This is a genomic window from Brevibacillus massiliensis (assembly GCF_000311785.1).
Lineage (GTDB): Bacteria > Bacillota > Bacilli > Brevibacillales > Brevibacillaceae > Brevibacillus_C > Brevibacillus_C massiliensis.
Genome location: NZ_HE978536.1, coordinates 352314 through 378396 on the forward strand (window position 1 = coordinate 352314; position 26083 = coordinate 378396).

Annotated in this window: 24 protein-coding genes and 1 pseudogene; 3 read left to right on the forward strand and 22 right to left on the reverse strand. The window is 54.9% G+C overall.

What is annotated here, in order from left to right; genetic code table 11:
- Positions 1-3: 3 nt before the first annotated feature.
- The 5 genes from recJ to HGBM_RS05615 all read right to left on the reverse strand — a co-directional run bounded on the left by recJ (position 4) and on the right by HGBM_RS05615 (position 6075).
- On the reverse strand, positions 4-2364 hold the full coding sequence (recJ, locus tag HGBM_RS05595; protein WP_019120107.1) for a single-stranded-DNA-specific exonuclease RecJ: 2361 nt from the start codon (positions 2362-2364) through the stop codon (positions 4-6).
- A gap of 74 nt (positions 2365-2438) precedes the next feature.
- Positions 2439-3380 (reverse strand): cation diffusion facilitator family transporter, encoded by a 942-nt coding sequence (locus HGBM_RS05600; protein WP_019120108.1) that lies wholly within the window; start codon positions 3378-3380, stop codon positions 2439-2441.
- 163 nt (positions 3381-3543) lie between these two features.
- Positions 3544-4488, reverse strand: coding sequence for a protein translocase subunit SecF (gene secF, locus HGBM_RS26680; RefSeq protein ID WP_019120109.1), 945 nt, complete (start codon positions 4486-4488; stop codon positions 3544-3546).
- On the reverse strand, positions 4478-5713 hold the full coding sequence (gene secD / locus HGBM_RS05610) for a protein translocase subunit SecD (protein ID WP_081590092.1): 1236 nt from the start codon (positions 5711-5713) through the stop codon (positions 4478-4480). The genes secF and secD overlap by 11 nt, the downstream gene beginning before the upstream one ends.
- Positions 5714-5820: 107 nt before the next feature.
- Positions 5821-6075 carry a post-transcriptional regulator gene (locus tag HGBM_RS05615; protein ID WP_019120111.1) on the reverse strand — a complete coding sequence of 85 codons (255 nt, stop codon included), beginning with the start codon at positions 6073-6075 and terminating at the stop codon, positions 5821-5823.
- A gap of 116 nt (positions 6076-6191) precedes the next feature.
- Here HGBM_RS05615 and spoVB point away from each other — a divergent pair, with 116 nt between their 5' ends.
- The gene (spoVB, locus tag HGBM_RS05620) at positions 6192-7772 is read left to right on the forward strand and encodes a stage V sporulation protein B (RefSeq protein WP_019120112.1); all 1581 of its coding nucleotides are present in this window, start codon (positions 6192-6194) and stop codon (positions 7770-7772) included.
- 3 nt (positions 7773-7775) lie between these two features.
- On the opposite strand, the gene corA is transcribed toward spoVB, so the two are convergent.
- Positions 7776-8753 (reverse strand): magnesium/cobalt transporter CorA, encoded by a 978-nt coding sequence (corA, locus tag HGBM_RS05625; RefSeq protein ID WP_019120113.1) that lies wholly within the window; start codon positions 8751-8753, stop codon positions 7776-7778.
- A 129-nt stretch (positions 8754-8882) separates the two neighbouring features.
- Between corA and HGBM_RS05630 the strand changes: the two genes are divergently transcribed.
- Positions 8883-9254 carry a TIGR04086 family membrane protein gene (locus HGBM_RS05630; protein ID WP_019120114.1) on the forward strand — a complete coding sequence of 124 codons (372 nt, stop codon included), beginning with the start codon at positions 8883-8885 and terminating at the stop codon, positions 9252-9254.
- A gap of 58 nt (positions 9255-9312) precedes the next feature.
- Here the strand turns inward: HGBM_RS05630 and yajC are convergent, their stop codons facing one another.
- From yajC to HGBM_RS05700, 14 genes and pseudogenes are all read right to left on the reverse strand, one after another.
- Positions 9313-9621: a preprotein translocase subunit YajC gene (gene yajC, locus HGBM_RS05635; RefSeq protein ID WP_019120115.1), complete on the reverse strand. Its 309-nt coding sequence runs from the start codon at positions 9619-9621 to the stop codon at positions 9313-9315.
- Between the two features lie 18 nt (positions 9622-9639).
- Positions 9640-10770 carry a tRNA guanosine(34) transglycosylase Tgt gene (tgt, locus tag HGBM_RS05640; RefSeq protein ID WP_019120116.1) on the reverse strand — a complete coding sequence of 377 codons (1131 nt, stop codon included), beginning with the start codon at positions 10768-10770 and terminating at the stop codon, positions 9640-9642.
- 76 nt (positions 10771-10846) lie between these two features.
- Positions 10847-11688 (reverse strand): annotated as a pseudogene (locus tag HGBM_RS32420) (GerAB/ArcD/ProY family transporter).
- A 143-nt stretch (positions 11689-11831) separates the two neighbouring features.
- Complete coding sequence (gene queA, locus HGBM_RS05650) at positions 11832-12860, reverse strand: tRNA preQ1(34) S-adenosylmethionine ribosyltransferase-isomerase QueA (RefSeq protein ID WP_019120117.1); 1029 nt, start codon at positions 12858-12860, stop codon at positions 11832-11834.
- A 27-nt stretch (positions 12861-12887) separates the two neighbouring features.
- The gene (locus HGBM_RS05655) at positions 12888-14969 is read right to left on the reverse strand and encodes a SpoIID/LytB domain-containing protein (protein ID WP_051029622.1); all 2082 of its coding nucleotides are present in this window, start codon (positions 14967-14969) and stop codon (positions 12888-12890) included.
- 145 nt (positions 14970-15114) lie between these two features.
- Complete coding sequence (locus HGBM_RS05660) at positions 15115-15333, reverse strand: DUF2905 domain-containing protein (protein ID WP_019120119.1); 219 nt, start codon at positions 15331-15333, stop codon at positions 15115-15117.
- The gene (ruvB, locus tag HGBM_RS05665; protein WP_019120120.1) at positions 15330-16328 is read right to left on the reverse strand and encodes a Holliday junction branch migration DNA helicase RuvB; all 999 of its coding nucleotides are present in this window, start codon (positions 16326-16328) and stop codon (positions 15330-15332) included. Before ruvB ends, HGBM_RS05660 begins: the two co-directional genes overlap by 4 nt.
- Before the next feature lie 6 nt (positions 16329-16334).
- Positions 16335-16952 carry a Holliday junction branch migration protein RuvA gene (gene ruvA / locus HGBM_RS05670; RefSeq protein WP_019120121.1) on the reverse strand — a complete coding sequence of 206 codons (618 nt, stop codon included), beginning with the start codon at positions 16950-16952 and terminating at the stop codon, positions 16335-16337.
- Positions 16949-17449, reverse strand: coding sequence for a crossover junction endodeoxyribonuclease RuvC (gene ruvC, locus HGBM_RS05675; RefSeq protein WP_026074233.1), 501 nt, complete (start codon positions 17447-17449; stop codon positions 16949-16951). Before ruvC ends, ruvA begins: the two co-directional genes overlap by 4 nt.
- Positions 17450-17586: 137 nt before the next feature.
- On the reverse strand, positions 17587-17778 hold the full coding sequence (locus HGBM_RS05680) for a hypothetical protein (RefSeq protein ID WP_019120123.1): 192 nt from the start codon (positions 17776-17778) through the stop codon (positions 17587-17589).
- A gap of 91 nt (positions 17779-17869) precedes the next feature.
- A complete protein-coding gene (locus tag HGBM_RS05685; RefSeq protein ID WP_019120124.1) occupies positions 17870-18772 on the reverse strand; it encodes a response regulator in 903 nt (300 codons plus the stop codon).
- Positions 18769-20055 carry a sensor histidine kinase gene (locus tag HGBM_RS26690; protein ID WP_019120125.1) on the reverse strand — a complete coding sequence of 429 codons (1287 nt, stop codon included), beginning with the start codon at positions 20053-20055 and terminating at the stop codon, positions 18769-18771. Before HGBM_RS26690 ends, HGBM_RS05685 begins: the two co-directional genes overlap by 4 nt.
- A 79-nt stretch (positions 20056-20134) precedes the next feature.
- A complete protein-coding gene (locus tag HGBM_RS26695) occupies positions 20135-20701 on the reverse strand; it encodes a BofC C-terminal domain-containing protein (protein ID WP_019120126.1) in 567 nt (188 codons plus the stop codon).
- Between the two features lie 81 nt (positions 20702-20782).
- The gene (locus HGBM_RS05700; RefSeq protein ID WP_026074234.1) at positions 20783-21352 is read right to left on the reverse strand and encodes a 50S ribosomal protein L25; all 570 of its coding nucleotides are present in this window, start codon (positions 21350-21352) and stop codon (positions 20783-20785) included.
- A gap of 317 nt (positions 21353-21669) precedes the next feature.
- On the opposite strand from HGBM_RS05700, the gene HGBM_RS26700 reads away from it, so the two are divergent.
- Positions 21670-23922, forward strand: a complete 2253-nt coding sequence (locus tag HGBM_RS26700; protein ID WP_019120128.1) for a bifunctional 2',3'-cyclic-nucleotide 2'-phosphodiesterase/3'-nucleotidase — start codon at positions 21670-21672, stop codon at positions 23920-23922.
- Between the two features lie 67 nt (positions 23923-23989).
- On the opposite strand, the gene HGBM_RS05710 is transcribed toward HGBM_RS26700, so the two are convergent.
- Positions 23990-25015 carry a phosphotransferase gene (locus HGBM_RS05710; RefSeq protein ID WP_019120129.1) on the reverse strand — a complete coding sequence of 342 codons (1026 nt, stop codon included), beginning with the start codon at positions 25013-25015 and terminating at the stop codon, positions 23990-23992.
- Positions 25016-25026: 11 nt separating this feature from the next.
- Positions 25027-25968: a SafA/ExsA family spore coat assembly protein gene (gene safA, locus HGBM_RS32045; RefSeq protein ID WP_019120130.1), complete on the reverse strand. Its 942-nt coding sequence runs from the start codon at positions 25966-25968 to the stop codon at positions 25027-25029.
- Positions 25969-26083 lie beyond the last annotated feature (115 nt).

Sequence of the window (26083 nt, forward strand, 5' to 3'; positions counted from 1 at the left end):
CTCCTAAGCGGTGGTACAAGGCCACCATTGATTCAGAAAACGGGTCAACTCTTCCTGGGAAGAGAGCAGCAGCTCTGTGTACAGCTCTGTCTGCTCCTGCCACCTGCGATAAAGCGGCGAGCTGTCCAGTGCCGACTTTTGCGGTTCAGGATGGATGGAGAACTGCTCGCCCTCCTCCCTGATAAATCCCAACTCGACAAAAACAGCCAGCATTCCATCGAGCGTCGCCCGCGTCCAGCGCTGTTTTCGCGCCAACAAGTCAAGATGCTGTTTTTTTACTTGCCCGTACTGGCGAAATATTTGATAGAGCAGTTTAAATTGGTCGCGGCTGGGAAAATGGAGCTGTTCGAATGAAAATTCCGGATCGCCAAACAGACAGTACAAGCGCTCGGTCTGCTTCATGCCGGACAGCAACTCTTCCAGGGCAGCCCTTTGCTGGGGCAAATCGTACAAGACGAGTGTATCAGCTCCAGCCGCTTCAGCTGGTATCTCGGCGCCGTCCGTCAAGAGACAGGAAGATATTTCCAACTGCGCGAGACACTGCTGGAGCTGCTGATAGTTTTCCGGATGAAAAACGGCAGTCGCCACGTTTGCTCCCTGCAAGAGGGAAAGCCACTTCTGCTGTTTTTCCCTGCTTCCCCGCCAATCGAAGACTTGTTTATGGGGAACGGCGAGATCGCGAATGATCAGCTGCGGTTTGCGCTGGTTGTTCCATTCGTTGAGGGAAAGCTCGCCCACCACCTGGATCCTTGCTCCCGGCGTCAGACGTTCCATCAGCGGCGCCAATTGGAACCCGATCGCATCGAGGCTCTGTCCCTCACCTTCGGCAGCGAACATGCATTTCAGATGGGAGTCGTCCCGCCCTATCTTCCGCATGCCGCTGGCGTATACGTCGGTAAGCTGGACCAACGGGGTGGGATTTCCCATGCCAAAGGGTGCGAGCCGCTGCAAGCTTGAGACCGTCTCCAGATCGATGGCATCCAGCTCGATCACGCTGTCTATGCGGGTTTGCGGGATGAAATCGTCCGCTGCCAAACGTTCGTGGGCAATCTGATTCAGCCTTTCTTGCAGCCGCTCGATATTTTCGACTGGCAGCGTCATCCCTGCCGCCATCGTGTGTCCGCCAAAATGCGGCAGGAGATCCTGACAGGCGGTCAAGGCTTCATACAGATCAAACCCGGCAATGCTGCGGGCAGAGCCTTTTGCCATCCCCGTGTCCGGATCGATCCCGAGCACGATCGTCGGCCGGTAAAACGTTTCGACCAGGCGGGAGGCAACAATCCCCACTACCCCGACGTTCCAGCCGGCTTTCGCCAACACGAGGACGCTGTTCTGATCGGCGGGAAAGTGGTTTTTCACCATTTCCTCCGCTTCTTCCGTCATTGTTTGCACCAGTTCCTGCCGTTCCCGGTTTAAATCATCCAACGTCCGGGCCAGTTCGGCCGCTTCTTTGACGTCGTCAGAGGCCAGCAGGCGAACCGCCGCCTCTGCAGTCTCCAGCCGTCCGCCGGCATTGATGCGAGGAGCCAGGCCGAAGCCGACGTGTCCGGCCGTAAGCTCTTTTTCCTCCAGTCCACACACCTGAATGAGGGCCTTGAGACCGGGATGTCTGGTCTGATTGAGCGCCTTCAGCCCGAAACTGGCCAGCAGGCGGTTTTCGTCCACCAGGGGAACGAGATCGGCGATCGTCCCGATCGCTGCGATATCTGCCAGATGCATGGGCGGCTGTCCCAACAAAGCATGGGCCAGTTTAAACGCGACGCCCACCCCGGCCAGCATGTCAAACGGGTAGGAACAGCCAGGCTTCTTCGGGTTCATGACAGCGAGTGCATCCGGTATCACCGCAGGCGGCTCATGGTGATCCGTTACGATGATGTCCAGACCCAGCTCCTGTCCGTAAGCGACCTGCTCGGCGGCACTAATCCCTGTATCGACGGTGACGACAAGTTTGAATCCTCGGTCGTATATGGTTTTAAGCGCATCTGTATGTAAGCCATACCCTTCTGTGAAGCGGTTGGGTATGTAATAGTCAAACACCGCCCCCAGCTGCCGCAGCACATGGATCATCAAGGTGGTCGCACTGACGCCGTCCGCATCGTAATCGCCGTACAGGCATATCGGTTCCCCATCGGCAATCGCTCGTCTGATCCGCTCGACGCTCACGTCCATGCCGTCCAATAGGAACGGATCGTGGAACTGATCGATGCTGACATTCAGAAATGCGTGTATCCGCTCGGGCGTATCAATCCCCCGGATGATCAACAGCTTTGCCAGCAGAGGCGGGATGTTGCATTCACGGGCAAGCTCGGAAGCGCGTGTCTCATCACATGCTGCCAGCTGCCAGCGTGTCTTGGCTCGTAACATAAGCCGCCCTCCAATCCCAGTATTTAATTATATAAAATGGGGGGGAGGCTGACAATACACAGAACAAACCGCTATCAATGGATCACGTCGCGCTCCTCGTGGCCTGCAGCGCCAGAAGAAAACGGAAAGACAGAGTCGTACGGGTTAATGTGCACAAACACGTCCCGCACCCGTTCAAATCGGTCCATCAGCTCCTGTTTTACCTGCTTGCCAATGCTGTGTCCCTGCTCCACGGTGATCTGCGGATCGACGCTCACCTTCACGTCGACGATGACGTAATGGCCGTGTTCTCTCGCCCGCAGGTCGTCGATCCGGATCACGCCGGGCACTGCTTCCACCGTCTGCATCATCGGGACAGTCTCTTCGCTGTGCAGCACGTGATCAAGCGTGTTGTGAATCGACTCCTTCAGGATCTTGTAGGCCATCTTCAGGACGAGCAGGGAGACGAATACGCCGGCAACCGGATCGAGGTACACCATCCAGCCGACACCCAGGTATTCGCCCAGTACCGCGCCGCCGATGCCAACCAGCGCCGCAAAGGAAGAAAAAACATCGGATCGGTGCTCCAGAGCGTTGGCGATCAGCGACTGGCTGTTCAGTTTTTTTCCCAGATTGTATTTGTAACGGTACATCCACTCTTTTACCGCCATTGAAAACACGGCAGCCCAAATCGCCAGCATCCCCGGGGCTGCCACCGGCACCAGCATGGATTGGATCGACTTGTAACCGATTTCAAAACCGACGATCACCAGCAGCACCGACACGATAATGGCGGCGATCGATTCCGCCTTGCCGTGGCCGTACGGGTGATCCTCATCAGGCGGTCTCTCGGCAGCCCGCAGGCCGATGAGAACAGCAACAGAGCCGACTACATCGGAGGCGGAATGAGCCGCGTCCGCAATCAGCGCACGGGACTCGGCAACAAGCCCGATGATCAGCTTCGCTGCGGCCAGACCCAAGTTGCCGACGATGCCTACCCAGGCTCCGAACTGTGCCTTTGCCAAGCGATCCTCCATCATCATCCCTCCTCGTTAAGAAAAGCTTCAATGGAAGCCTCCTCGAAGAAGCAGTCGAGTCCTTCTTTAGAGGAAGCCTTTCATGCAGGATAAGGAAGCTGTCTCAGGAAATGATCCTTTCTTATCCTGTAGGAAAAGCCGCGGATCGCTCCGCGGCCTCGTACTAACTCTGGTTCGGATTTGCTGCCGGTTTTAGCCGTTTTTTTCCCATTTCGCGTTTTTTCAACGTCACCCATACCTGGGCGGCAATAAAGATCGAGGAGTACGTTCCGCTCACCAGACCGAAGATCAGTGCGAGCGAGAAGTTGCGAATACCTTCACTGCCGAAGATGGCAATCGACAGTGCGGCTACAAAGACCGTAAAGACGGTGAAAATGGAGCGTCGCATCGTTTGCCACAAGCTCACATTTACAATATGTTCGAGGTCCTCAACTGTTTTCACTTTCATCGTTCTTAAGTTTTCCCGAATCCGGTCAAAAATAACAATCGTGTCGTTAATCGAGTACCCGACAATCGTCAAGATTGCTGCGACGAAGGTCAGGTCAACTTCAATCCGGAAGATCGAAAACATCGCTATCGGGATAAACGCGTCATGAACGAGCGAGACGATACAGGCAATCCCGAACAAATACTGAAAGCGAAACGCAATGTAGACGGCGATCCCAATCGACGCGAGCACCAGGGCAATCACTGCCTTTTTCACCATTTCGTCGGCGATGATCGGGTCTACCGTCGACTCCTGCCGCTCCACTTGGTCACCGTACTTTTGTTTCAACTCTGCCTGAATGGCTTCCAACTTGTCTTTGGGGATCGGCTGGTCAAAAGTCGTGGTCGCCCACAGGTTTTTATCCCCCGTCTTGGTCACGTCTTTAAACTTCACGTCCGGCACCTCTTTGTGCAGGACCGTTTCGATATCGCCAACGTTAAACTCCTTGCCAATGTACAGGTCCAAACGCGTTCCAGCCTTGAAGTCAACACCGAGATCCAGCCCTAAAATCAGCGTGAAGACTAACCCCAGTATCAAAATCACCGCTGATAGAAAGTAGAACTTTCTCCTATTTTTCACAATATCAAACCGAATCATGGTATCTTGCGGATTAGAGCTCATGTATTTCACTCTCCTTTACCCCGTACCAGGCAGGCTTCCTAAACATGTTGGCCTTGATGAGCAGCCAAAGCAAGAAGCGGGAGCCAAATACGTTGGTGATCAAACTGACGATCAACGTCATGATCAAGATGGTCGCAAAGCCCTGGATGGAACTTGTCCCGACGTACAGCAGCACAAGCGCGGCGATGATCGTCGTCACATGGGAGTCGATAATCGTAATAAACGAGCGTCGCTGACCCGCGCGGAACGCAGACAATATCGTCTTGCCGCTCTTGATCTCTTCCTGGATGCGTTCATACGTGATGATGTTGGCGTCGACCGCCATTCCGACGGAGAGAATAAAACCGGCGATACCTGGCAGTGTTAACGTGGCGTGCATCCAATCCAGCACCAATAGACAGAAATACGTAAAACCGATCAAGGTGATGTTGGCGATCATGCCCGGCATGCGGTAGACCAGCAGCATGAACAAGAAGATGACGGCACCGCCGATGTATCCGGCGTAGATCGTCTTCTGCAGCGCCATTTGCCCAAGGCTGGCGCCGACCGAGTTGGCCGACAGCTCTACCAGTTTGGACGGCAGCGCCCCGGCGTTGAGAATCCCGGCCAGTTCGTTTGCTTCCTGGAGGGTGTACGATCCGGTTATTTCGGCGTTGCCGCCTGTAATCACGCTGTTGATCCGCGGGTTGGTCAGCATCTGGTCATCCAGGTAGATGGCGACCGTTTTCCCCAGGTTGTTTTTCGTCACGTCGGCAAATTTGCTGGCATTTGCAAACTTCAGCAAAATTTTGGGACGTTTCAAATCGTCAAAGCCGACCTTGGCTCCCCCTGGAGCGAGGTCGCTTCCTTGCAGCACGATGTTCCCTTGTTCGTCGCGGAACGTCAGCACGGCAGGCTTGCCGATCAAGCTGCGCATCTTCTCCTGGTCAGTCACCCCGGCCAGCTTTACGCGCACCCGGTCCGGATTTTCGATCGTAACCTCCGGCTCTTGAACGCCCCCGACATTGACCCGTTTCTCTACCATCGAAGCAGTCGCTTTCAAAAGATCTGTCGTCACTTTCTGTCCTGCTTCTAGCGGCTCTACCTTATATAGAATCTCAAATCCGCCCTGAAGATCGAGACCGAGTACGATGTTCTTCGATACCGGTACGGTCGTCGTTATCACCAGACCAGCCAATGCGGCCAGTACGATCAGGAAGAGCACGAACCTACTCCATTTAATCATGTGCGAAAATGCCCCTTTCCCTTTTCCAAGCGGGTTGTCCCCCACAAAAAATAAAAAAGCCGTTTTCTAACCAACACGCCCATTATAGCCAACCTGTGAAAAGCGTGTCAAATGAAGTTGTCTGGGTTTTTATACATATTTACCAGTAACCAATTCATGTACTTGGTTGCCTTCAGCGAAAGGATGTCGTTTACCAGTTGATGTTTTGGCGGAATCTCTTTATAGGAAGCAGAAACACACTTCCAGATATCATCGGGTGTAATGTTGTCGTACCCGAGCAGGGCGAACTCCTGGGCCTTGCTTTGACACAGCATGTGTACCTCTGCCTTCAGCTCCTCACTTGCATCAACGGGAAACTCCATCTTTCATCTCTCCTTTGCAAAATTGTCATGACCCGGCGGGCACGTCCATATTCTTAAAATAGAATCTTCAACTTCCTTTTCTCAACTCTATTTTTCGGAAAAGAAAGGACCATCCCATGAGACAATCGTTTTTTTACGGTACGGTCATCTTAATTGTCGCCGGGGCAGCCACGCGAATCCTCGGCTTTATCAACCGGGTCGTCCTCTCCAGGATTATCGGCGCCGAAGGCATGGGCCTGTACCAAATGGTCGTGCCGCTGATGTACTTTCTCATTACATTGACCACGCTCGGCCTTCCCGTGGCGATCGCCAAACAAGTAGCAGAGAGCGAAGCGGCCGGGGATTTCCGCAAGACCAAGCGCCTGCTGGTCCTCTCCCTGACGCTTACGGGGGCCCTCAGCTTGACACTCTGTCTCATCCTGTACCTGGGAGCCCGAACGCTGACCGGCTGGCTGTTTTCTGACGAACGCGCCTACTGGGCCTTGCTGGCCTCGCTGCCGGTCATTCCGCTGGCCAGTTTTTCTGCCGTTCTGCGCGGCTACTTTCAAGGCAAACACAACATGACACCGACGGCCACCTCCCAACTGCTGGAACAGATCGTGCGGATGGCCCTCGTCGTCGTAATGACCGTCACGTTTATGGATAACGGCGTAGAGTACGCCGCTGCCGGTGCGGTCGCCAGCATTATTTTTGGCGAAACCGCCGGTTTATTGTACATGTTTTGGCAATTCCGCCGGCAGGGGCGGCAAACAGCCGAGCGTCTGTTTCAACTGCCGCTGCTGGCGTCTCTGAAGCAAAATCGAGAGAACCTGCGGCAGCTTTTGAGCATGTCCCTGCCAGTCACGATGAGCCGACTCGTCGGCTCGATTGCATACGTATTGGAGCCCATGATCGTTCCGTTTGCCCTCCTGGTAGCAGGGTATCAAGCCCATGAGGCGACCAGCCTGTACGGAAAATTTGCCGGTATGGCCGTTCCCTTGCTGCTCTTCCCTACTTTTTTGACCTATTCGCTGTCCATCTCGCTGGTTCCCGCCGTGTCGGAGGCAGCATTCCAAAAGAACAGTACGCTGGTCCACCGCCGCATCTACCAGGCGATGCGAATTACTTTGGTCATCGGGGCTCCCTGCGCCGTGCTGCTGTTCGTCTTTGCCGAACCGCTCTGCCAGCTGCTGTACGGAAACCGGGAAGTGGGGGTGCTGCTGAGGGAGATGGCCCTGTTCTCCGTGTTCTTGTTCTTTCAGACTCCGCTGGCTGCTGCCCTGCAGGGGCTGGATTACGCGGGCACGGTATTTCGGAACACCTTGTTCAGCTCCGCCGTCAAGCTGCTCGCCATGTTTGTCGCCACAGCCCACCCGGCGTTCGGCATCCATGGTGCGATCATCGCGCTGAACCTGGGCATTACGCTGGGCACACTCCTGCATTTTGCCAGTCTGGTCAAAGCAATCGGGTTTACCATCAACTTTTCCGAGTTTTGTAAAATTGGCGCCGCCATGCTCGCCATGGGTTATGCCGGCTCTTACATGGCGAACCATCTGTTCTACGATTTGCCGCTCATCAAGAAGCTGCTGCTCAGTTCCGGTTCCTGCTTTCTCTTGTATGTGGTCCTCTTGGTCGGCATGCGGGTCCTGGGCAAGCAGGACGTCCGGCGCATCCCCTGGATCGGCGAGCAGCTCTCGGTGTTCTTTCCCCGCCGCTAGGGATTACAGCCACTTGCGTTTTTTGAACACGCGCAGCATCCCGAGAGGCACAACCGTCATGACGATGAAGGCAATCACAAACATGATCGGTTCTGCCTCCACCCCCAGCCAGCTAAACGTATTCATCCCAAACAACCCGGTGATAAACGTAAGCGGGAGGAAGATAGTGGAGATGATTGTCAAGACACGCATGGTCTCCGTCGTCTTGGCGTTGATGATCGTGTAGTACGTGTCAAGTGCGCCGTTCACCAAATCGCGAAAGGTTTCAGTCGAATCAGCCAGGCGTTCCAGGTGATCCGTCAAATCGGTGTAAAACGGCATGTTCTCTTCGGAAATGTCGAAAGAGTAGCGCCCGTTTACGTTGGCAAAAATCCGCTTCTGCGGCAAAATCACCCGCCTGATCAAGATGATCGTCCGTTTCAGAGCCAGGAACTCTTCCGTGATCTCTTCCATTTGATGCTCAAAGATTTCATCTTCCAGCTCGTCGATCCGCACGCTGATGCGGTCCATGATCGGAAAGTACTCATCCGTGATGCCGTCCACGATCGAGTAGAGCAGGTAGTCGGGCCCGCGGTTCATCCACGCCATGCTCCGGTGACACTGCTTTGCAATGCGTCCAATCGTGTTCATCGGCGATTTGTGAATCGTTACAATGTAATTGGGACCCAGGAAGACGTTCAGTTCCAGAGTGGTAATCTCGTCGTCGCTCTCCTCGTTGTATCGCAGCGCGTGGAAGACGAAGAAGTAGTACCCCTCGTACTGGTCCACCTTGGCCCGGGGACTTACGTGCAGACAATCCTCGATGGCCAAGGGGTGGAAGTCAAAAATTTTGGCGATATATTGCAATTCGTCATTTCCAACGTCATACAAATCGATCCACAGCAAATCTTCGGGTGACCGAAGCCACTCGTCTTTTGTACCCAGATCCACATCATGGTACATTTTCTTTTCCGAGTGATTGTAAAAATAGGTTTTGATCATTTCGCTCACCCCCATCTATTCCATCATCCATCATACACAAAATTTGCTCCATAGTTCAATGAAGAGATGAATAAGCTGGATAAGCCATTCATATAGATGGTAGAAACCAAATGAGAAGGAGGGTTTTGCTTGCGAAGCACGTCCGCCTCAATCGCAACGGGGCTTCTATTTACGCTCGGACTGGTATTAACCGGATCTTTATTGACTGCTATCCTGCTCTCTTTTACAGATCTGAAAGAAAGTTCGCTGCCATACTTTACGTACACGATCAACATCATCAGTCTTCTGCTCGGCGGCATCATCACCGGCCGGCGCTGCATGAACCGCGGCTGGTATTACGGCGGCCTGACCGGGATCACCTATTTCATGCTCGTGCTGTTAATCGGGTTTCTCGGCTTTGATGCGCCGATGAGACTGATGACCTTGTTTTACTTGTTGGGCGCCTTTCTCATCAGCGCTCTGGGCGGCGTGATCGGGGTCAACATGACTGCCCGCCGTTAGTATCCCCGAAGGACGAAAAAAAGCAGGCTGAGATGACCTGCTTTTTTTCGTGGCAAAACTACTCTTCTTTTGCCGATGCTGCCGGAGCTGCAGCCTCGCTGCTGCTGGAAGTGCTCAGCACGTTGTTGACTGCTCCGCGGTCATAGGTAACGTTTACATTGTGAGCGACGCGCAGTGTGACCGTATTGTCGTCAATATCCTGAATCGTGCCGTGCATCCCGCCAATGGTTACCACCTTATCCCCTTTTTTCAGCGCAGCGAGCATCGCATTGCGCTGTTTGTTGCGCTTTTGCTGGGGACGAATTAACAGGAAGTAAAAAATTAAAACCATAATAATCAGCGGTAAAAAGCTTTCAATTCCTGTCATGCAATATCCTCCTCTTGTCTAAAAAGATCTATCTTCACCCAACCCGTATTGAGCGAAAAACTGGTCCCGGAAATCGCCCAGCCGATCCATCGCAATCGCCTGGCGCACCTTCTCCATCAATTTGACGAGAAAGTAGAGATTGTGGTAGGTCGTCAGCCGAATGCCGAACGTCTCCTCCGCTTTAATCAAGTGGCGAATGTAAGCGCGGGTGTAATTCTTGCAGGTGTAACAGTCGCACTCCGGGTCGAGCGGTGAAAAATCGCGTGCGTATTTGGCGTTGCGGATCACCAGTCGGCCCTGGCTTGTCATGCATGTCCCATTGCGGGCGATACGCGTCGGCAGCACGCAGTCAAACATGTCGATGCCGCGGATTGCCCCTTCCAACAGCGCGTCTGGAGAACCGACTCCCATCAGATAGCGCGGTTTGTTTGTGGGGAGCAGCGGAACCGTGCAGTCGAGCATCTCGTACATCAGGGAAAACGGCTCACCTACGCTGAGTCCCCCGATGGCGTATCCGGGAAAGTCAAGTGCCGTCAGTTCGCGTGCACTCTGCTCGCGCAAATCCGCATACATGCCGCCCTGGACGATGCCAAACAGCGCCTGTTCATCGGGTCTGGCGTGGGCTCGCAAACAGCGCTCGGCCCAGCGTGTCGTCCGCTCCATCGACTTCTTGACGTAATCGTACTCCGCCGGATACGGGGCGCATTCATCAAACGCCATAATGATGTCCGCTCCCAAAGCGTTCTGAATTTGAGTCGCCTCTTCCGGGCCGATAAACAGCTTTTCGCCGTTCAGATGGGAGCGAAAGGAAACCCCTTCCTCTGTGATTTTTCGCAGGTTGCTCAAGCTAAAGACCTGAAATCCTCCGCTGTCCGTCAGAATCGCTCCCGGCCAATTCATAAAGCGGTGCAGGCCGCCAGCTTCGCGGACAATTTCATGCCCCGGCCGTAAAAACAAGTGGTATGTATTGCTGAGAATAATCCCCGCGCCCATCTCGCGAACCTCTTCCGGGCTCATCGTCTTGACCGTTGCCTGCGTGCCTACCGGCATAAACACAGGAGTGTCAATCGTTCCGTGCGGAGTATGCAGCTTGCCCAGTCGGGCTCCCGTCTGCTTGCAGGTTTTTAACAATTCGTAGCGTACGGCCAAACTTGTGCACTCCTCAATCTGTCGTGACGTCATGTAAGATATAAGCAATCTCTATTATAGTGTGATTGGCAATGAATCACAAGGAAAGTTCCGCCAAAAATAGGTCAAGACCCGTTTTGTTTTTGTTAGACACCCGTATCTTCTTGGCCAAGACGTAGCTGGGAAAATGATGTCTCGCCGCAACTTCGGCTCCGAGCACCGTTATCGTCAGCACGATCATGACTATTAACACAAGCCCTCCTGTCAAGAGTCCAATATAAAAAGCCTTCTTCCCCTGCTTCAACTGAGCTACCGAGACGGGAAAGACCATCATCAGTATGACGATTGTCATGGAAAAAATACTTATGAAATACAGCGAAGCATGCACCATCCTCCTGAATCCCGTATCTGTGAAGACGGGAAGCTGATTCTGAAATTTCATCTGGGGCAAAATCGAAATGGTCAAAATCAAAAACAGTACGACAAAATAGGGAAAAAAATTTCTGCCGTCCGCGCCAAAGGTTCAAGTCCAAGGCGCACAGCCAGAATGACCACCGTGAAGACCAGAATGTTGATCGCTTCAGGCGGGGTTCGAGGCATGATTTGCGTAGTCAGAAAGTCACCGAGAAAGTACAACAACTCTGCCGCTTCAATCAAAGCAAAGAATACAAAAGTCGCCGAGACTGCCTTGCCCAGCCACTTCCCCAGAATTTTTTCACACATTTCAACCAAGGTCAGTTCGGGGAGGCGGCTTCCGAGCGAGCTGTACAGCCAGACCAATAACAAACTTATGCCCACACCTGCAATTCCCGCGATCCAGGCGTCCTGTTTGACCATTTCGGCAAGCGGTCCGGGAATAATCAAGATAGAGGTGCCGATGGAGTAGAAAGCAACCAAGACGAAAAATTGACGTGCACTTATTTTGATGTTCTTTACCATCAGATCGATCCCCTGTGCCTAGTACTTAAACGGCTTTCCCCTCCAGTATTTCCTGTCTTTGCCTAAAATATATCTAACATAGAAAGGGGCGTTCCCGGACAGTCATGTCCGAAAAACACCCCCTTCAAAATATCCTCTTTTCTTTACAAGATCAGCATGGCGTCGCCAAAGCTGAAGAACCGATACTCATGGGCGACCGCACTGCGGTAGGCGGACAGCACCCTCTCCCGCCCTGCGAGCGCGCTGACCAGCATGACCAGGGTTGACTTGGGCAGATGAAAGTTCGTCAACAGGCCGTCGATCACCGAAAACGTGTAGCCGGGGCGGATGAAGATATCCGTCCAGCCCGAATCTGCCGCCACTTTTCCCTGATGTGCCTGTCCAACCGTCTCCAACGTTCGGCAGGAGGTGGTTCCAACGGCGATCACCCGTTTGCCGTCCGCCTTGGCCTGGTTGATAAGCTCTGCCGTCTGCGGCGATATATCGTAGTACTCAGCGTGCATGACATGTTCTTCGATATTCTCTGAACTGACCGGCCGAAAGGTGCCGAGGCCGACATGCAGGGTAATAAACGCCAACTGCACGCCTTTTTGCTCGAGCTGCTGCAGGTATTCACGGGTAAAGTGCAGTCCGGCGGTCGGCGCCGCAGCAGAGCCGCGCTCCCTGGCGTAAACCGTTTGATATCGTTCCTGGTCGTCCAGCTGGGAGTGGATGTACGGCGGCAGCGGCATCGTTCCGAGTCGGTCCAGCACTTCGTAGAAGACGCCCTGGTAGTGGAAGCGGACGATTCGCCCTCCCGCTTCCGTCACGTCCTCGCAAACGCAGCGCAGGGCGCCGTCACCGAACTGGATCTGTGTGCCGGGCTTGACTCTTTTTCCAGGCTTCACCAAAGTCTCCCAGCGGTCATCCCCTAGAGATTTGAGCAGCAAAACTTCCACCTTCGCTCCGGTTTCGGCCTTCACCCCAATCAGGCGGGCAGGCAGCACGCGGCTGTCATTCAACACCAACAGATCGCCCGGTTCCAGGTAGTGAATCAGATCGGTAAAGCTTTTGTGTTCGATCTCCCCGGTATCTTTGTGCAGCACCAGCAGCCGCGACGCCGTGCGCTCCGGCAGCGGGTGCTGTGCGATCAGATGTTCCGGCAGGTCAAAATCAAAAAGGTTAATGTCCACGTGCATGTGCTCCTTATGAGGTCAAACTTACGGTTCAATCGTTACGTCTGAATAGTAGTGTTGCAAGATTTGGATGTAGTCATACCCGTCCTCGGCCATCGCCTTTGCTCCGTACTGGGAAAGGCCTAGTCCGTGCCCGTTTCCGAATCCGCGGATTAAAAACTTCTGCTGCTTGGAAGCCACGCGCCACTGCCTGCCGTCGAAGACGAGGAAGTCCTCGCCCGCTCCGCCGAGGCCGACTGGCCGCGAATAGCCTGCGCCAATCGCCTGCAAGGCGCCTCCCTGGTTGGAACGTGTGACGAGCTGGCCGTTTGCTCCCAGCACGAAGAGCGTTCCCATCTGCTCCACGTCGAATTTTGTGCTGCGCAGGCTGCTTGTGCCCTGCTGAAAGACGGAGCGGAAAGAGTCGGGAGAGGACACGGCGATCGCCATTCCGTTTGCAGTCATCGCCAATACGCGTCCTGACGGGCCGCGCTTTGTCACTTCCAATTGAGAAATCGGCACTCCGAACGTGGCGCCTCCGTTGCGCTGCTGACTGGCGTTGATCATCGCAGTGATCTCCTGCGGCGTGTATGGGCCGCGCGTCCACGAGTAAGCATTCTCCTCCGGAACAGAGGTAATCACCGTCACCTGGGTTCCCGCCGGCAGCGTGAACAGACTTTTGAAGACCGTCGGGCTTGGTCCCGTACGCAGGTTGAGGTTGTCGGTATTCACTTCCCCGAGTTGCAGCCCCGCCGCGTTTCTCGTCGGCAGCAGGTTGATGTAGTCATGGCGGACGTAGCCGATCGTACCGTCGGCAAGCTCTACCAGATACCACGTATTGGCTGTCTCCTGGGGATACGTGTCCTTGCTTTCCACCGGCCTGAGATACGGCACAGCGTTTCCCCAGGCTTCTGTCCCATCGGCGGTCAGGCCGCCGGCATTGGAGTAAAACAGGGCTTCAATCACCTTGCCCCGGTATTTGATCACTTCATCAGACGTCTCGTCGACGGCGCGGCGAATGTCTCCCGCCTCCTTGCCGTACCCGTAGTAGGCCTGCTCCAGCACCGTATCGGACAGATTGGCGATCCCGTACTTGTTCCCCTGGCTGACAGCCCGGGTCCGGGCCAGCACGGCTTGCGCTTTCAGCGCTTCCAGCGGCCAACCGGTGGCCATTTCCGCCCCGACGACGCCGTACAGGTATTCATCCAAGGGCAAGTCGTTGACCACTGCCAATTTTCCCTTGTACGCGGACAGTTCGATCGTACCGCGGTACTGCCGCCCCTCCCTTTCCACCACCGTGACCAGCGGCACGCCGCCGCCATTCGCAGCCGTCACGCTTAGCCTTGCACGGGGAGAAAAGACGTACCGATCGATCAGCTCGCTCCCGACAACCTCTTTGTCGACGAGCGTATAAGCGGTATCGGCAGGCTGCCTGTAGCCAAAGCCAGGGTACATGCCGGAGACCTTTTGCGCCAGGCGATCCCGGGCGGCCTCCGACACCTCATCACCCACCCAGACGGCATAGGCCAGATCATTGCCTCTCTCAACGAGGACTGTATGAGCGGAGATACCGGAGCTTTCAAACTTCGCCTCCCACTGCTCCGCCTCGCTTCGGGTCGGGAACGTGTTCGCCTCGAGATGATACGGCCCCGTAACCTTTGGCGTTTTCCCGGTGATCCCGGCTACTGCCTGAACTCCGGCATTGGCCTGCTCCAGCGTCTGAAACGAACCGCTGACCACGCGGTACAGCGGACCCTCGCCGCGCGTCTCCACCGTGATCGAGGCGTCTTTCTTTTGTTTGCTGAGCTGTTGGGCGATTCGCTCCGCTTCTGTCAGATTGCCCGTCTCCAGAGCTACGATGGCAAATTGGTCCACAGCGAAGCGAGCCGAGCGAACCCGTGGAAGCTGGTAACTTCCGCCATTCCCGGACAGCTCCACTTTCAGGTCGTTCGGACTCTCCAGTGTAACGGCAGGGATCGTATTTCGGTACCCCTGCCCGTCGTCGATAAACAGTGCGACCCGGATGTTTTTTTCCGCCGCATCCGCAGGCCCGCTATTGAAACCGATAGCCAAAGCCAGAGCGCTTGCCAAAAAAAAGGCCCGCTTCGCTATCCTGTACGTTTTCATCGCGCCTCGTTCCCCTCCCCAGACTGACTCGCTTGTCGATTTTTTACGGATCAAACTGATTGATTCGACAAAAAATGAGCCAATTCCTTCCTGGTTTCCGTCCAAAAAGGAGAAACGAGGCAGAACGCATCAGGTCCTCCCTCGCTTATTTAAACAGCCGAAACAAATAGCTGATCAGCGACAGCACGACACTGATCACAATACAGGTAACAATCGGAAAGTAAAACCGGAAGCCCGGCTTCTCGACGACGATGTCGCCAGGCAGGCGGCCAAGCGGGAAAAACCGCCCTCCCACCTGCCAAAGAAGTCCTGCTATGACCAGCACCACTCCAACAATAATGAGTACTTTGGCAACCGGATTCACGCTTTCATCTCCCGTCCAAAATGTTGGTATGCCGCCGGGGTGACCATACGCCCGCGCGGAGTCCGCTGCAAAAAGCCGATCTGCAGCAGGTACGGTTCACATACGTCTTCAACCGTCTGGGCCTCTTCCCCGATCGTCGCGGCAATCGTGTCCAGTCCGACCGGTCCGCCGGCGAACTGATCCATAATCGCCAGCAGCAGCTTGTGATCGATGTTGTCCAGCCCGCAGGCGTCTACCTGCAGCCGCAGCAGCGCTTCTCTGGCGGTCTCTTCGGTAATTACCCCTTCGCCGCTTACCTGGGCAAAGTCGCGGACGCGCTTCAGCAGCCGGTTGGCGACCCGCGGAGTGCCGCGGGAACGCTTCGCGATCTCGACAGCGCCCCCCTCGGCTATGCCGATCTGCAGGATGTCGGCGGCCCGGCTGACGATAAATGCCAGCTCTTCGACGGTGTAGAATTCCAGCCGGTTGACCACGCCAAAGCGGTCCCGCAGCGGCGATGAGAGCAGTCCCGCTCTCGTCGTCGCGCCGATCAGGGTAAACGGCGGCAGGTCCAACCTGACGCTGCGGGCACTCGGCCCTTTGCCAATGATGATGTCCAGCTCAAAATCCTCCATCGCCGGGTAGAGCACTTCTTCCACGCTGCGGTTCAGGCGGTGAATTTCATCGATGAACAAGACGTCGCCTTCCTGCAAATTGGTCAGAATGGCCGCCAGATCGCCCGGGCGCTCGATGGCAGGTCCGGACGTGGTCCTGATGCCCACCCCCAGCTCATTTGCGATGATCTGCGACAGCGTCGTCTTACCCAGACCCGGCGGACCGTACAGCAGAACGTGATCCAAGGCTTCCCGCCGCATTTTTGCCGCTTCGATAAAGACTTTCAGGTTCTCTTTTACCTGCTGCTGCCCGATGTATTCCGACAGATAGCGGGGGCGAAGACTGAGATCGGTCCCTTCATCCTCCCACTGCATGTGAGTGGTAATAATCCGCTCCTCCACCTTTTTCTACCCCCTTGCCAAAAGCGCCAGAGCTTGTTTGATCAGCTGTTCGACAGTGCCGCCCTGCTGGGCCTGTTCAGCCAGCGCTCCCTTTACTTTAACCAGTTCCGCATCCGTGTAGCCAAGAGCGGTCAACGCTTCCAGCGCCTCCTGCAGGCTGCCGGCTCCGGCTTCAGGAGAAGCGGTCATGGCAGCGGCAGCAGATGTGATGAAAGAGGGCGTAAAGCCCTTCAGCTTGTCTTTCAAATCGAGAATCATCCGCTGTGCCGTCTTTTTCCCGATGCCGGGAAACTTGGTCAGGTACGCAACATTTTCCTGCTCTACAGCCATGACGATTTGCTCGGGTGTCGCCGCGGACAATATCGCCAGCGCTCCCTTCGGGCCGATCCCCGTCACGTCCAGCAGGCGGCGAAACAAGTCCCGCTCGTCGCGCGACCCAAAACCGTACAGGCTGATCGCGTCTTCGCGCACGTGGTGATGGGTAAAAAAACGCTGCTGATGTCCCTCGCGCGAAACGAATGCGTAAGGGTTGGGGCAGAACAGCCGGTAGCCAATTCCCGCTGTTTCCACGACTATGTATTCAGAATCGATGTAGGCGATCGCCCCTTCGATAAAATCAATCATGTTCGAACCCCTTCCGCTATGTCGATATATGGGCGAAACTGCTCATGGGTAAGCGCGATCGCCAGCGCATCCGCTACGTCGTCCGGCTTGGGCGTCTCTTTCAGGTGCAGCAGCAGGCGCACCATCTCCTGGATCTGCTTTTTGTCGGCCGCACCGTACCCTGTCACGGCTTGCTTTACTTGCAGCGGAGTGTATTCGTAGATCGGGACTCCCGCCATCTCGGCGGCCAACAAAATGACGCCGCGAGCCTGGCCGACGGTAAAGGCCGTCGTCACATTGCGGTTAAAGTACAGCTTCTCCACCGCCATCTCATCCGGCTGATACGTCTCGATCAAGCGCTGCATCGCCTCAAAGATCTGCTTGAGCCTGACGGATACGGTCAAGCCGGCCGGCGTCTGGATACTGCCATACTGGACAGGTTTGATCCGGCTGCCGGTTTTTTCGATGAAACCGAATCCGACGATGGCAATTCCTGGGTCAATTCCTAATATTCGCATCTTTACTCTCCGCTTTTCTTTCTTCATACTCCCTTTAACTGTATCACAACGCGAAGCAAAAGCGAACATGCATTTCCCCTCGTCCTGCAGAAAACAAGAAAACCCAACCCGGATACGGGTCAGGCCTGACGGCGCGGCTAGTGTTTGTTCATCCCCAGGGCATCGCTGATGTCATGCTGCATGTGGGCGTATTCGTCCACGCCCTCGCGCATGTCGCTCTGAATCATGCTGATTCTGCGGTAATCAAGCTTGTTGTGCCCCTGGTTCAGCTGAACGTACAAGCGCTGGTGGAACTGGTCTTTGTAGCTTCCGCGTGGCATTGAAGACATACACAGACTCCCCCTTTTTAGACGCCGTTACGATTCATTATGGGCGAAATGAGGCTGATTATGTTGGCAAAAGTTGACGCCTTTTGCCGAATCAGGATTTTGCCTTTGCCGTCACATCCAGGTAGAGCGCATACAAAAATTTTTTTAAATTGAGCCGGACGCGGGAGTACGGTTCCTCTTCTTCAATCTCCCTCATCTTTTGCCGCACGTCGGCAAAGTCGAAGTACCTGGTGGCATACCCTTCAAACGTCGGATTGCCGTAGTCGGTCAAGCCAAGCGAAGCGACGTTGAGCAACGCTTGGGCTACCGTGCGGCGGACGCGCTGTTCAATCGCCTTCACCTCTTTTTCGACCAGGGTGGAAGAAGGGGCGTCAGGCAGAATGCTGGCATACAGATCCTTCAAGGCGGGAAAATTGCGTTCGTCGTAGAGGAATCCGCTGTCAATCAGCGTCTGGATGATCTGGGTTACATCCCGGCATCCCGCCTCGCCGACGACTCCCAGCTCGGTCAAAATGCTGCGGGCAATGCTGCTGACAGTCTGCTCATGTCTCCCTCTGTCCTCCGGCGCAGAGCCTGGGTCCATCCAGGCCAGAGACCGGCGAATTTGCCGGATCGACTCTTCCAGATGAATTCGCTCCATCACCTTCCGCAAAACCGCTACGACCTCCATTCGGTTAATCGGTTTGTGGATGTAGTATTCGATGCCCTGCTGGTAGGCTTCACTCACCATCTCCTTGTGCTCTACCTGGGAAAGCATGACGATCTTGCCGGCAAACCCGAGCCCGCTGAGGCGGCGGATCGTCTCGATCCCGTCCTGTTTTGGCATCAGGTAATCGATGATCAGCACGTCAGGAGCGTAGCGCATTACCGTTTGTTCAATCTCGTAGCCATCCTCCGCCTCGCTGACCACCCGGCCCAGATCGCTGTCCTCGATGATCGTCGCCAGCATGCGCCGGGCGGCAACATCGTCGTCGATCAGAAAGAAGCTCGTCATGGTCCTGTCACCTCCGTCACTTTGCCGATCCCGGCCGTAAGCGAGCTGATCGGAATGACGATGCGGAACAGCGCACCGCCCCACCTGCTTTCCGTCACTTCGACAGAGCCGGCCAATTCGTCCAGCGTTGATTTTACATAGGTCAAACCGATGCCTGTGGAGGCGTTTCCGGCGTGATCGTACTTGGTGGTGTATCCCGGTTGAAAGATCAATTCGCGGTCCGCTTGGACAATTCCTGGTCCGTCATCGCTGATCTCGATCCAGATGTCTTCCCCGCGCGGAAAGATATCGATGGTGATTCTGCCTTCATCCCTGATGGCCTCTATCGCGTTGGCGACGATGTTGTTCATGACCGAAAGCAGGGAATAAAACCGATTTGTTACCCGGTTGCCCTGCACCCGGAATTCGATATCAACCGACTTCCCCAAATGTTCCGCGTATTTTGTGTTCGCCTTCGCCACCAACTGCGCGACATCCTGCAGGGTCATGCGCTTGGTTACCCGCTCCTGTTTGATCAGCTTGGACAGGCCGGCCACGATCCGCTGTGCGTCTTTCTTCACCTCATGCACTTCTTCTGCCAGCCGCAGGGCTTCACGCGCCCGCCCGTCTCCCGCCAAACTGCGGTACAGCTTGTAGCTTCCAGCCGTAATCTGTTCGACATGTTTCATCATTTTCTGCAGATAAAGCCGCTCCTCATGCAGTTCGGACAAGATCAGCAGCAGCGTTTCCATCCGCTTTTGCTGTTCACGGCTGACTGCTCGCAGCTGACGGATTTCAAAAATATTGTAAATCCCCACGACAAAAAAGCTGCGCAGCAGCCCGAGCAGGAACAAGAGCGACGAATTGGCGATCGGGTCGATTTCTCGCCCTTCCAGCAGCATGCGGGCCGCCAGCTCCACCAGATTGGAGGTAAAATCAATCGCTCCGCCAAGCAGTCCCAGCATCAGCGGAGACGACAGAAAGCGGGGATATCGCACGAACTGCAGCAGTAGGGCAAACGCGATGTAATACCAGGCAGACGGCATGTGCGCGGTGTAGCTCTGTGCCCAGGTCTCTGTCACACCCATGCCCCAGTCCAGCGTCATCCGAAACAGGCTGACGAAAGCCCCGACCAGCACACCCACCACCGGCAGGTATTTGGGCCGAAACAACAGCAGCATGAAATAGAAAACAGCGCTCCCCAGGCTGATGCGAAAAGCGCCAAAAAATGGGCTGAACTTCAATTCTCCGGCAATAGCCGTTGCCGTCATGACGGCAACAACAGCCAACAGCCAACGGTACACGGCAGCCCCTCCCCATCGCGCTTGTAGATCGATCTCGTCCTATTGTACCTTTGCCAAAAGCGCGTCGGCAAGCACCATGCTACTGGCTTTTCTTTTCCTGCCTGTGCAGCTGAAATTCGCTGTATGTAGACAAAATGCTGTTGTATTCCGCCAGATCCCGTACCCTGATGCCGCTTTTGAGGTGTTCGATCTCTTCCTTCGGCAGACTCGCCTCCATCCGGTCGGTATTGATCTGGTAAAAAGTCTGGATGACCTTGTTCTCGCTCGGCACTCCGTTAAACAGCGCCAGCATGCCATCCGGTGAAACACCAAAATAGCCGTTCTCTTTGCAGACGGGGGAAAGATCGTTTACCTGCTTGTGCAGGACCAGCCTGTCAGGCTCGACCGAGACGATCTCCCAGTCCGCGTATACGGAGAGAAGTTGTTCTGCAGACTTCCCGGTCGTCAGCTGCTTCTCTTCATCCTTGGTTCCGCACAGGTAGGAACGGCGCAGGACAAGCTCTATTTGTTCAGCCTCAAGTCGCCCGACGGCCGACTGGTCTGTCGGTTGCTGCCAAGTTTTGATCACGTTTGCCAAATAGGGTGTGCCGCCAATCACCCCGATTGCCATAGCGGAAACAATCAGTAATTTCCCAATTCGCTTCATAAAGATACCCCTTTTACGGCTTTTCTTTCAGTTTCGCCATGAAAAGGGGTCGTTATACGTTGTCTATAAAACTCGCAATCCTTATTCCTCTGCCTCTTCGCCGGCATTATCTGCGGCTGCCATTGCCTCCACGATCGTGACCAGGACAGCCCCGGGCTCTTGCAAAATCTCCACGTTTTTTAACCCTTTCAGATCGGCAACCGTTACGGTATCGCCAACGTGGAGCCCCTCGACCGAGATGGGCAGTTCAGCCGGGATATCACTTGGCAAACAATTGACGGTAATCTCATGGGCGTGAAGCATCGCCTGCCCTGAATCCGGTTTGCCGGTCAGGACCAGCGGAACGCTGGCAGAAATCCCTTGGTTCATGTTAATCTGCTTGAAATCAATGTGCAGTATATCGGGCAACATCGGCTTTTGCTGCATTTCGGCGATCATGACCGGCACTTCGGCAGCGCCCACTTTCAATCGAAACGGGCGGTTTATGCCATTCGCCCGAATCATCGCCACAAGCTGTCGTCCGTCGACCTGTAGCAGCTGCGATTCTTGGTCTGCACCGTACAGCACTCCCGGAACACGACCAGCTTTGCGGATTTTTTTTGCTCCGCTCTTTCCATGCAATGCTCGTTTCTCCGCTGTGATTGTCTTCATCGTCAATTCCTCCTTTTCCAGCCCTCCGTCCATCTGCAGGAGTGCCTGGATTCCTTTTTAGACTACGACAATAGCGAACACGTCGCCCTTTTATTCTATCATGGCAGGCGATCAGGATAAAAAGCGGAATCCTCGCAGTTTTCAGGATTTTCAAGGCTGCGCCTTCAATAACCGGGCTGCAGGCTGAAATCCATAGATTTCCCGTCAAATCCTCCCCATTCTATGAAAGCTTTACGAAAATTCATTACTCGAGAGGAATCGCATATGCTAATATCAAATTGTGATACGATCATCTGATCATAGAGGGAGGATTCATCTTGAACAAAAAGGGGATTACCAGCAGTTTTCTGGCCGTGTCTCTGCTCCTCGGCACCCTCGTCCTGCCGGGGCTGGTGGGCGCAGAGTCCCAGGGGCCGACGCTGAAGCTGAGACTCTTGGAAACGACTGACATCCACACGAACATCGTCAACTACGACTACTACCAGGACATGCCGACGGACGAATTTGGCCTGGCGAAGACCGCGTCCTTGATCATCGCCGCCCGGCAGGAAGTCGAGAACAGCATGCTGTTCGACAACGGCGACCTGATTCAAGGGAATCCGCTGGGCGATTACGTTGCCAAAATCAATCCGCTTAAGCCAGGGGAGACTCACCCCGTGTACAAGGCGATGAACCTGCTTGAGTACGATGCCGGGGGAATCGGAAACCACGAGTTCAACTACGGCCTCGACTTTCTGGGACAGAGCTTGTCCGGCGCCAATTTTCCCGTCGTCAACGCCAACGTCTACTACGACGACAAGGACGGCAACCCGGACAACGACAAAAACTACTTTGAGCCTTACAAAATCCTAACCAGGACGTTCAAAGACGAAAACGGCAAGGACGTTTCGCTCAAGGTAGGGGTGATCGCCTTTACGCCGCCGCAAATCATGAATTGGGACAAAGCCAATCTGGAAGGCAAAGTGATCGCCAAGGACATCGTCGAAACGGCGAAAAAATTCGTGCCCAAAATGAAAGCGGAAGGCGCCGATATCATTGTCGCCATCCCGCACTCCGGATTCGAACAGGCAACGCCGCAAGGCAATGACGAAAATGCCACCTACTATCTTAGCAGCGTGCCGGGCATCGATGCGATCCTCTTCGGTCACGCCCACAAGCTGTTCCCAAGCGCAGACTTTGAAGGCATCCCGGGCGTGGATACCGCCAAGGGGACGATCAACGGAATTCCTGCCGTCATGCCCGGCTTCTGGGGAGATCATCTCGGCGTCGTCGATCTGACCCTGCAGCAGGTGGACGGCAAATGGAAAGTCGTCGACGCCCAGTCGGAGGCGCGCCCCATCTACGACAAAACCAATAAGAAACCGCTAGTGGAAGTCGACCAGGAGATCGTCGACGCGGTAAAAGACGAGCACGCCAAAACGCTTGAATACGTGCGCGGACCTGTCGGCACGACGACGGCTCCGATCAACAGCTTCTTCTCATTAGTACATGACGATCCATCCGTCCAAATCGTTACAAATGCGCAAAAATGGTACATCGAAAAGAACATCCAGGGCACGGAATACGACGGCATCCCCGTACTTTCCGCAGGTGCCCCGTTTAAAGCCGGCGGGCGCAACGGCGCAAGTTACTACACCAACATCCCGGCCGGCACGCTGGCAGTGAAAAACGTGGCTGACTTGTACGTCTACCCGAATACGGCAAAAGCGGTGCTCGTCGACGGCAGCCAGTTGAAAGAATGGCTGGAGCGCTCAGCCGGCCAGTTTAACCAAATTGATCCGAACAAGTTGGGCGAACAGCCGCTTGTCAATGAAAACTTCCCGACGTACAACTTCGACATCATCGACGGCGTCACGTATCAAATCGATCTGACGGAGCCGTCTCGTTACGATCTGAAGGGCACGCTGGTCAATCCCAGCGCAAACCGGATCAAAAACCTGCAGTACGACGGCAAACCGGTGACAAAGGAACAAAAGTTCCTCGTTGCGACCAACAACTACCGGGCAGGGGGAGGAGGAAACTTCCCCGGTCTGGACGGCAAAAACATCGTCGTCGATTCGCCGGACGAAACCCGTCAAATCATTATCGACTACATCACTTCAAACAAGACGATCAATCCGACTGCAGACAATAACTGGTCGTTCGTGCCAATCAAAGGCGACGTAACCGTGACGTTCCGAACCTCCGTCGACGCGAAGCCGTTCGCGGAAAAAATGGGCGGCATGAAATTTTTGGCCGAGGAGTCAGACGGCTTTGCCAAGTATTCGCTCGACCTGACCGCAAAAGACGAAGCTTCCCAGCCTTCCGTCCCGGCTCAGGAAGCACCAAAAGAAGACGCTCTGGTTCCCGTGCGGGCTACCGCGGTCTCAGCCGGCATCACTGTGGATTACGATGCCAAGACCCAGCAGGTGACGCTGACCAAAGGCGATGCCAAGCTCGTCTACATCCTGTACGCTTCCCAGGCCAACATCAACGGGAAGGATGTTCCTGTGGAAGCAAAAGTCATGAACAGCCGCCTTTACCTGCCGGCCTCTGTTCTGGAAGACGCCTTTGACGTACAACTAGGGTAACGCAGGCCGAAACAAAAAAAGCTGATGACTTCGCGTCGTCAGCTTTTTTCGCTGTTTGTCACTCGTTTCAGCCTGCTCCAAGGTAGCCTGCCCATCCTCCGCCTGTATGCAGCGGCTGCTCAGCCTGCAGAAACTGCCGTCGCCGGTTTCGCAGCTTGTATTCCAATTGCAGGAGCTGCATCACTCCGCGAAGATTGTACCCCGGCCGTTTCAGGTAGACGCCGGTCACTTCGCGCAAAAAGTTGTCGGGGTAACGCAGCAGTTGATGAATCAGTTTAATCTGCGAGTCAGACAGCGGACAGATCTTGATGTATTGCTCAATCGCCTGCGAGAAGGCAGACATCTCATAACCCTGAAGCAGCATCATTCGACTGATCAATTGGACGACGTCCACCAACTGCATGTCGTAGTTTACCGTATCCAGATCAATCATGTAGCAGCTTCCCTGGGCCTTGATCAGGAAATTGTGGCTGGCGACGTCCCGATGCGCAAGCGTCCCGAAAATCGCGGCCTGGTGGATCTCCGGGAGCAGCGGCAGGTAACAGGCATTCTTGATGATTTGGTAGCCGTCTTCCAACACCTCAGGAGCCATTTTTAGCACCAGCTCTTCAAAGCGGTTTTGCGCCCCTTTTTGCTCGACCGAATGTGCGATCTCCTCAAAATCGGCCAGCCGCGACTCCCACTTTTCGATGAGCGGCGGTTTGTAGTAGAACATATCCGGGGCAGGCGGAAAACCTCGCGCTGCAAGATGGAACCTGGCCAGGGTCGCTATTGCTCTCTTGACGTCGGTCAATGACATGTAGCTGGCTTCGTCGCCGTCAATCGCTTTCATCACCGTGTAATAGGCAGACCCGATCGGGATTACGGTATCCCCGCTGGCACTTTGGACGTACTCCACCGTCCTGGTGAATCCCCTCGCCCGCAGCTGCTCAGCAACAGCGGTCACCCATTGTGCCTTTTCCTCATCCTTATAGCCCTTGACCACCCACATGCCGCGATTCGTCCTAAACATGTAAACATTTCTGCGCTGCTTCACCCCGTATATATGAACCCGAAAGACTCGTTCAAAAGTGGGAAGAAACGCTTTATTCATAGGTATGCCCCTTAATAAGAGGAGGAGGATTCATCGTAAGAGTGACTCCAATTGGGCGATACGTCAGGTGCTGGCGCAGGCGGCATCCCGTAGTAAGGCGGAAAAGCGGAGCCTTTCATGTAGGAGGGGACCGCCGGTTGAGACATGCCGCTGCTCGAGCAGCCGCAATGGGACCGGCTCGCCGGCTCGTGATGATGATAGTAGGACGTATCCTGGACCTGTCCGTATGGGTGTATCCTGGCCATTGCCTCATTGTGAAAATAGTGGGATTCCCGAGCGCCCGCCGAGCCCGTCATGGCGGACGGATACTGCGTTGACAATGCCGTTTCCGGATCATTTGCAGGCATCTGGTAGGGAGCAAGCGCCGGTTGGTTCATCGGCCCCCCATAGTAGCCCTGGGAGCCGTAATACATGGAAGGGTCTTGATACATTTGTACGGCTGGCAGCATATATTGCGGCATGATCTGCGGATAAGGAATCGGGGGAATCATCGGTACCTGACCTTGCGGATAGGCGGGCAGCATGACGTGATCATACGGGCTGACACTCATCGGCGCATAGTTTTGGTAGGTATTGCCCGGCTGTACGACTGGATAGTGCTCTCCTGGCCACCTTGGCCACCTGGCGGGAGGAACCGGACTGGCACTCGTCACTTTTTCCGCAGACGATACGGTTTGTACCGTCGGCACCGCCGCTGTGTCTTTCAGTGCACTCTCTGCTGCTTTTGCAGAAGGCAGGTCCTGCGTCTTCTCCTCCACCTCTTCAGCCGGGCGGGCATCTTCACGTGATTTGAGCGGGACTTGTTTAGCCGGCAGCTTTATTTTGACACCAGGTGAAATCCGATCGGGATTTTTCAATTGACTGTTTGCGCGAAGCAGCTCCTGAAAATCGACACCGTACTCTTCCGCGATTTTCCACATGGTATCGCCTTTTTGAGCAATGTGAATTTTCACTTTGTTGTCTCCTTCCTCGTTCTAGGTCCTTATCATGGTATGCACCCATAGGCGTTTTGCTCACACAGACGCCGGGCGGCCGCGCCCAAGTTTTCAGCAGGGAGAACGGCGGAAG

Coding starts and splice junctions, on each gene's coding strand:
- yajC (WP_019120115.1), bottom strand. CDS start 9,621: ATGACAGGAATTGAAAGCTTTTTACCGCTGATTATTATGGTTTTAATT.
- HGBM_RS05700 (WP_026074234.1), bottom strand. CDS start 21,352: ATGAAGACAATCACAGCGGAGAAACGAGCATTGCATGGAAAGAGCGGA.
- HGBM_RS05655 (WP_051029622.1), bottom strand. CDS start 14,969: ATGAAAACGTACAGGATAGCGAAGCGGGCCTTTTTTTTGGCAAGCGCT.
- secD (WP_081590092.1), bottom strand. CDS start 5,713: ATGATTAAATGGAGTAGGTTCGTGCTCTTCCTGATCGTACTGGCCGCA.
- HGBM_RS05710 (WP_019120129.1), bottom strand. CDS start 25,015: ATGAATAAAGCGTTTCTTCCCACTTTTGAACGAGTCTTTCGGGTTCAT.
- HGBM_RS05685 (WP_019120124.1), bottom strand. CDS start 18,772: ATGACGAGCTTCTTTCTGATCGACGACGATGTTGCCGCCCGGCGCATG.
- HGBM_RS05615 (WP_019120111.1), bottom strand. CDS start 6,075: ATGGAGTTTCCCGTTGATGCAAGTGAGGAGCTGAAGGCAGAGGTACAC.
- ruvA (WP_019120121.1), bottom strand. CDS start 16,952: ATGATTGATTTTATCGAAGGGGCGATCGCCTACATCGATTCTGAATAC.
- HGBM_RS05600 (WP_019120108.1), bottom strand. CDS start 3,380: ATGGAGGATCGCTTGGCAAAGGCACAGTTCGGAGCCTGGGTAGGCATC.
- secF (WP_019120109.1), bottom strand. CDS start 4,488: ATGAGCTCTAATCCGCAAGATACCATGATTCGGTTTGATATTGTGAAA.
- HGBM_RS26695 (WP_019120126.1), bottom strand. CDS start 20,701: ATGAAGCGAATTGGGAAATTACTGATTGTTTCCGCTATGGCAATCGGG.
- HGBM_RS05680 (WP_019120123.1), bottom strand. CDS start 17,778: ATGTCTTCAATGCCACGCGGAAGCTACAAAGACCAGTTCCACCAGCGC.
- spoVB (WP_019120112.1), top strand. CDS start 6,192: ATGAGACAATCGTTTTTTTACGGTACGGTCATCTTAATTGTCGCCGGG.
- corA (WP_019120113.1), bottom strand. CDS start 8,753: ATGATCAAAACCTATTTTTACAATCACTCGGAAAAGAAAATGTACCAT.
- recJ (WP_019120107.1), bottom strand. CDS start 2,364: ATGTTACGAGCCAAGACACGCTGGCAGCTGGCAGCATGTGATGAGACA.
- ruvC (WP_026074233.1), bottom strand. CDS start 17,449: ATGCGAATATTAGGAATTGACCCAGGAATTGCCATCGTCGGATTCGGT.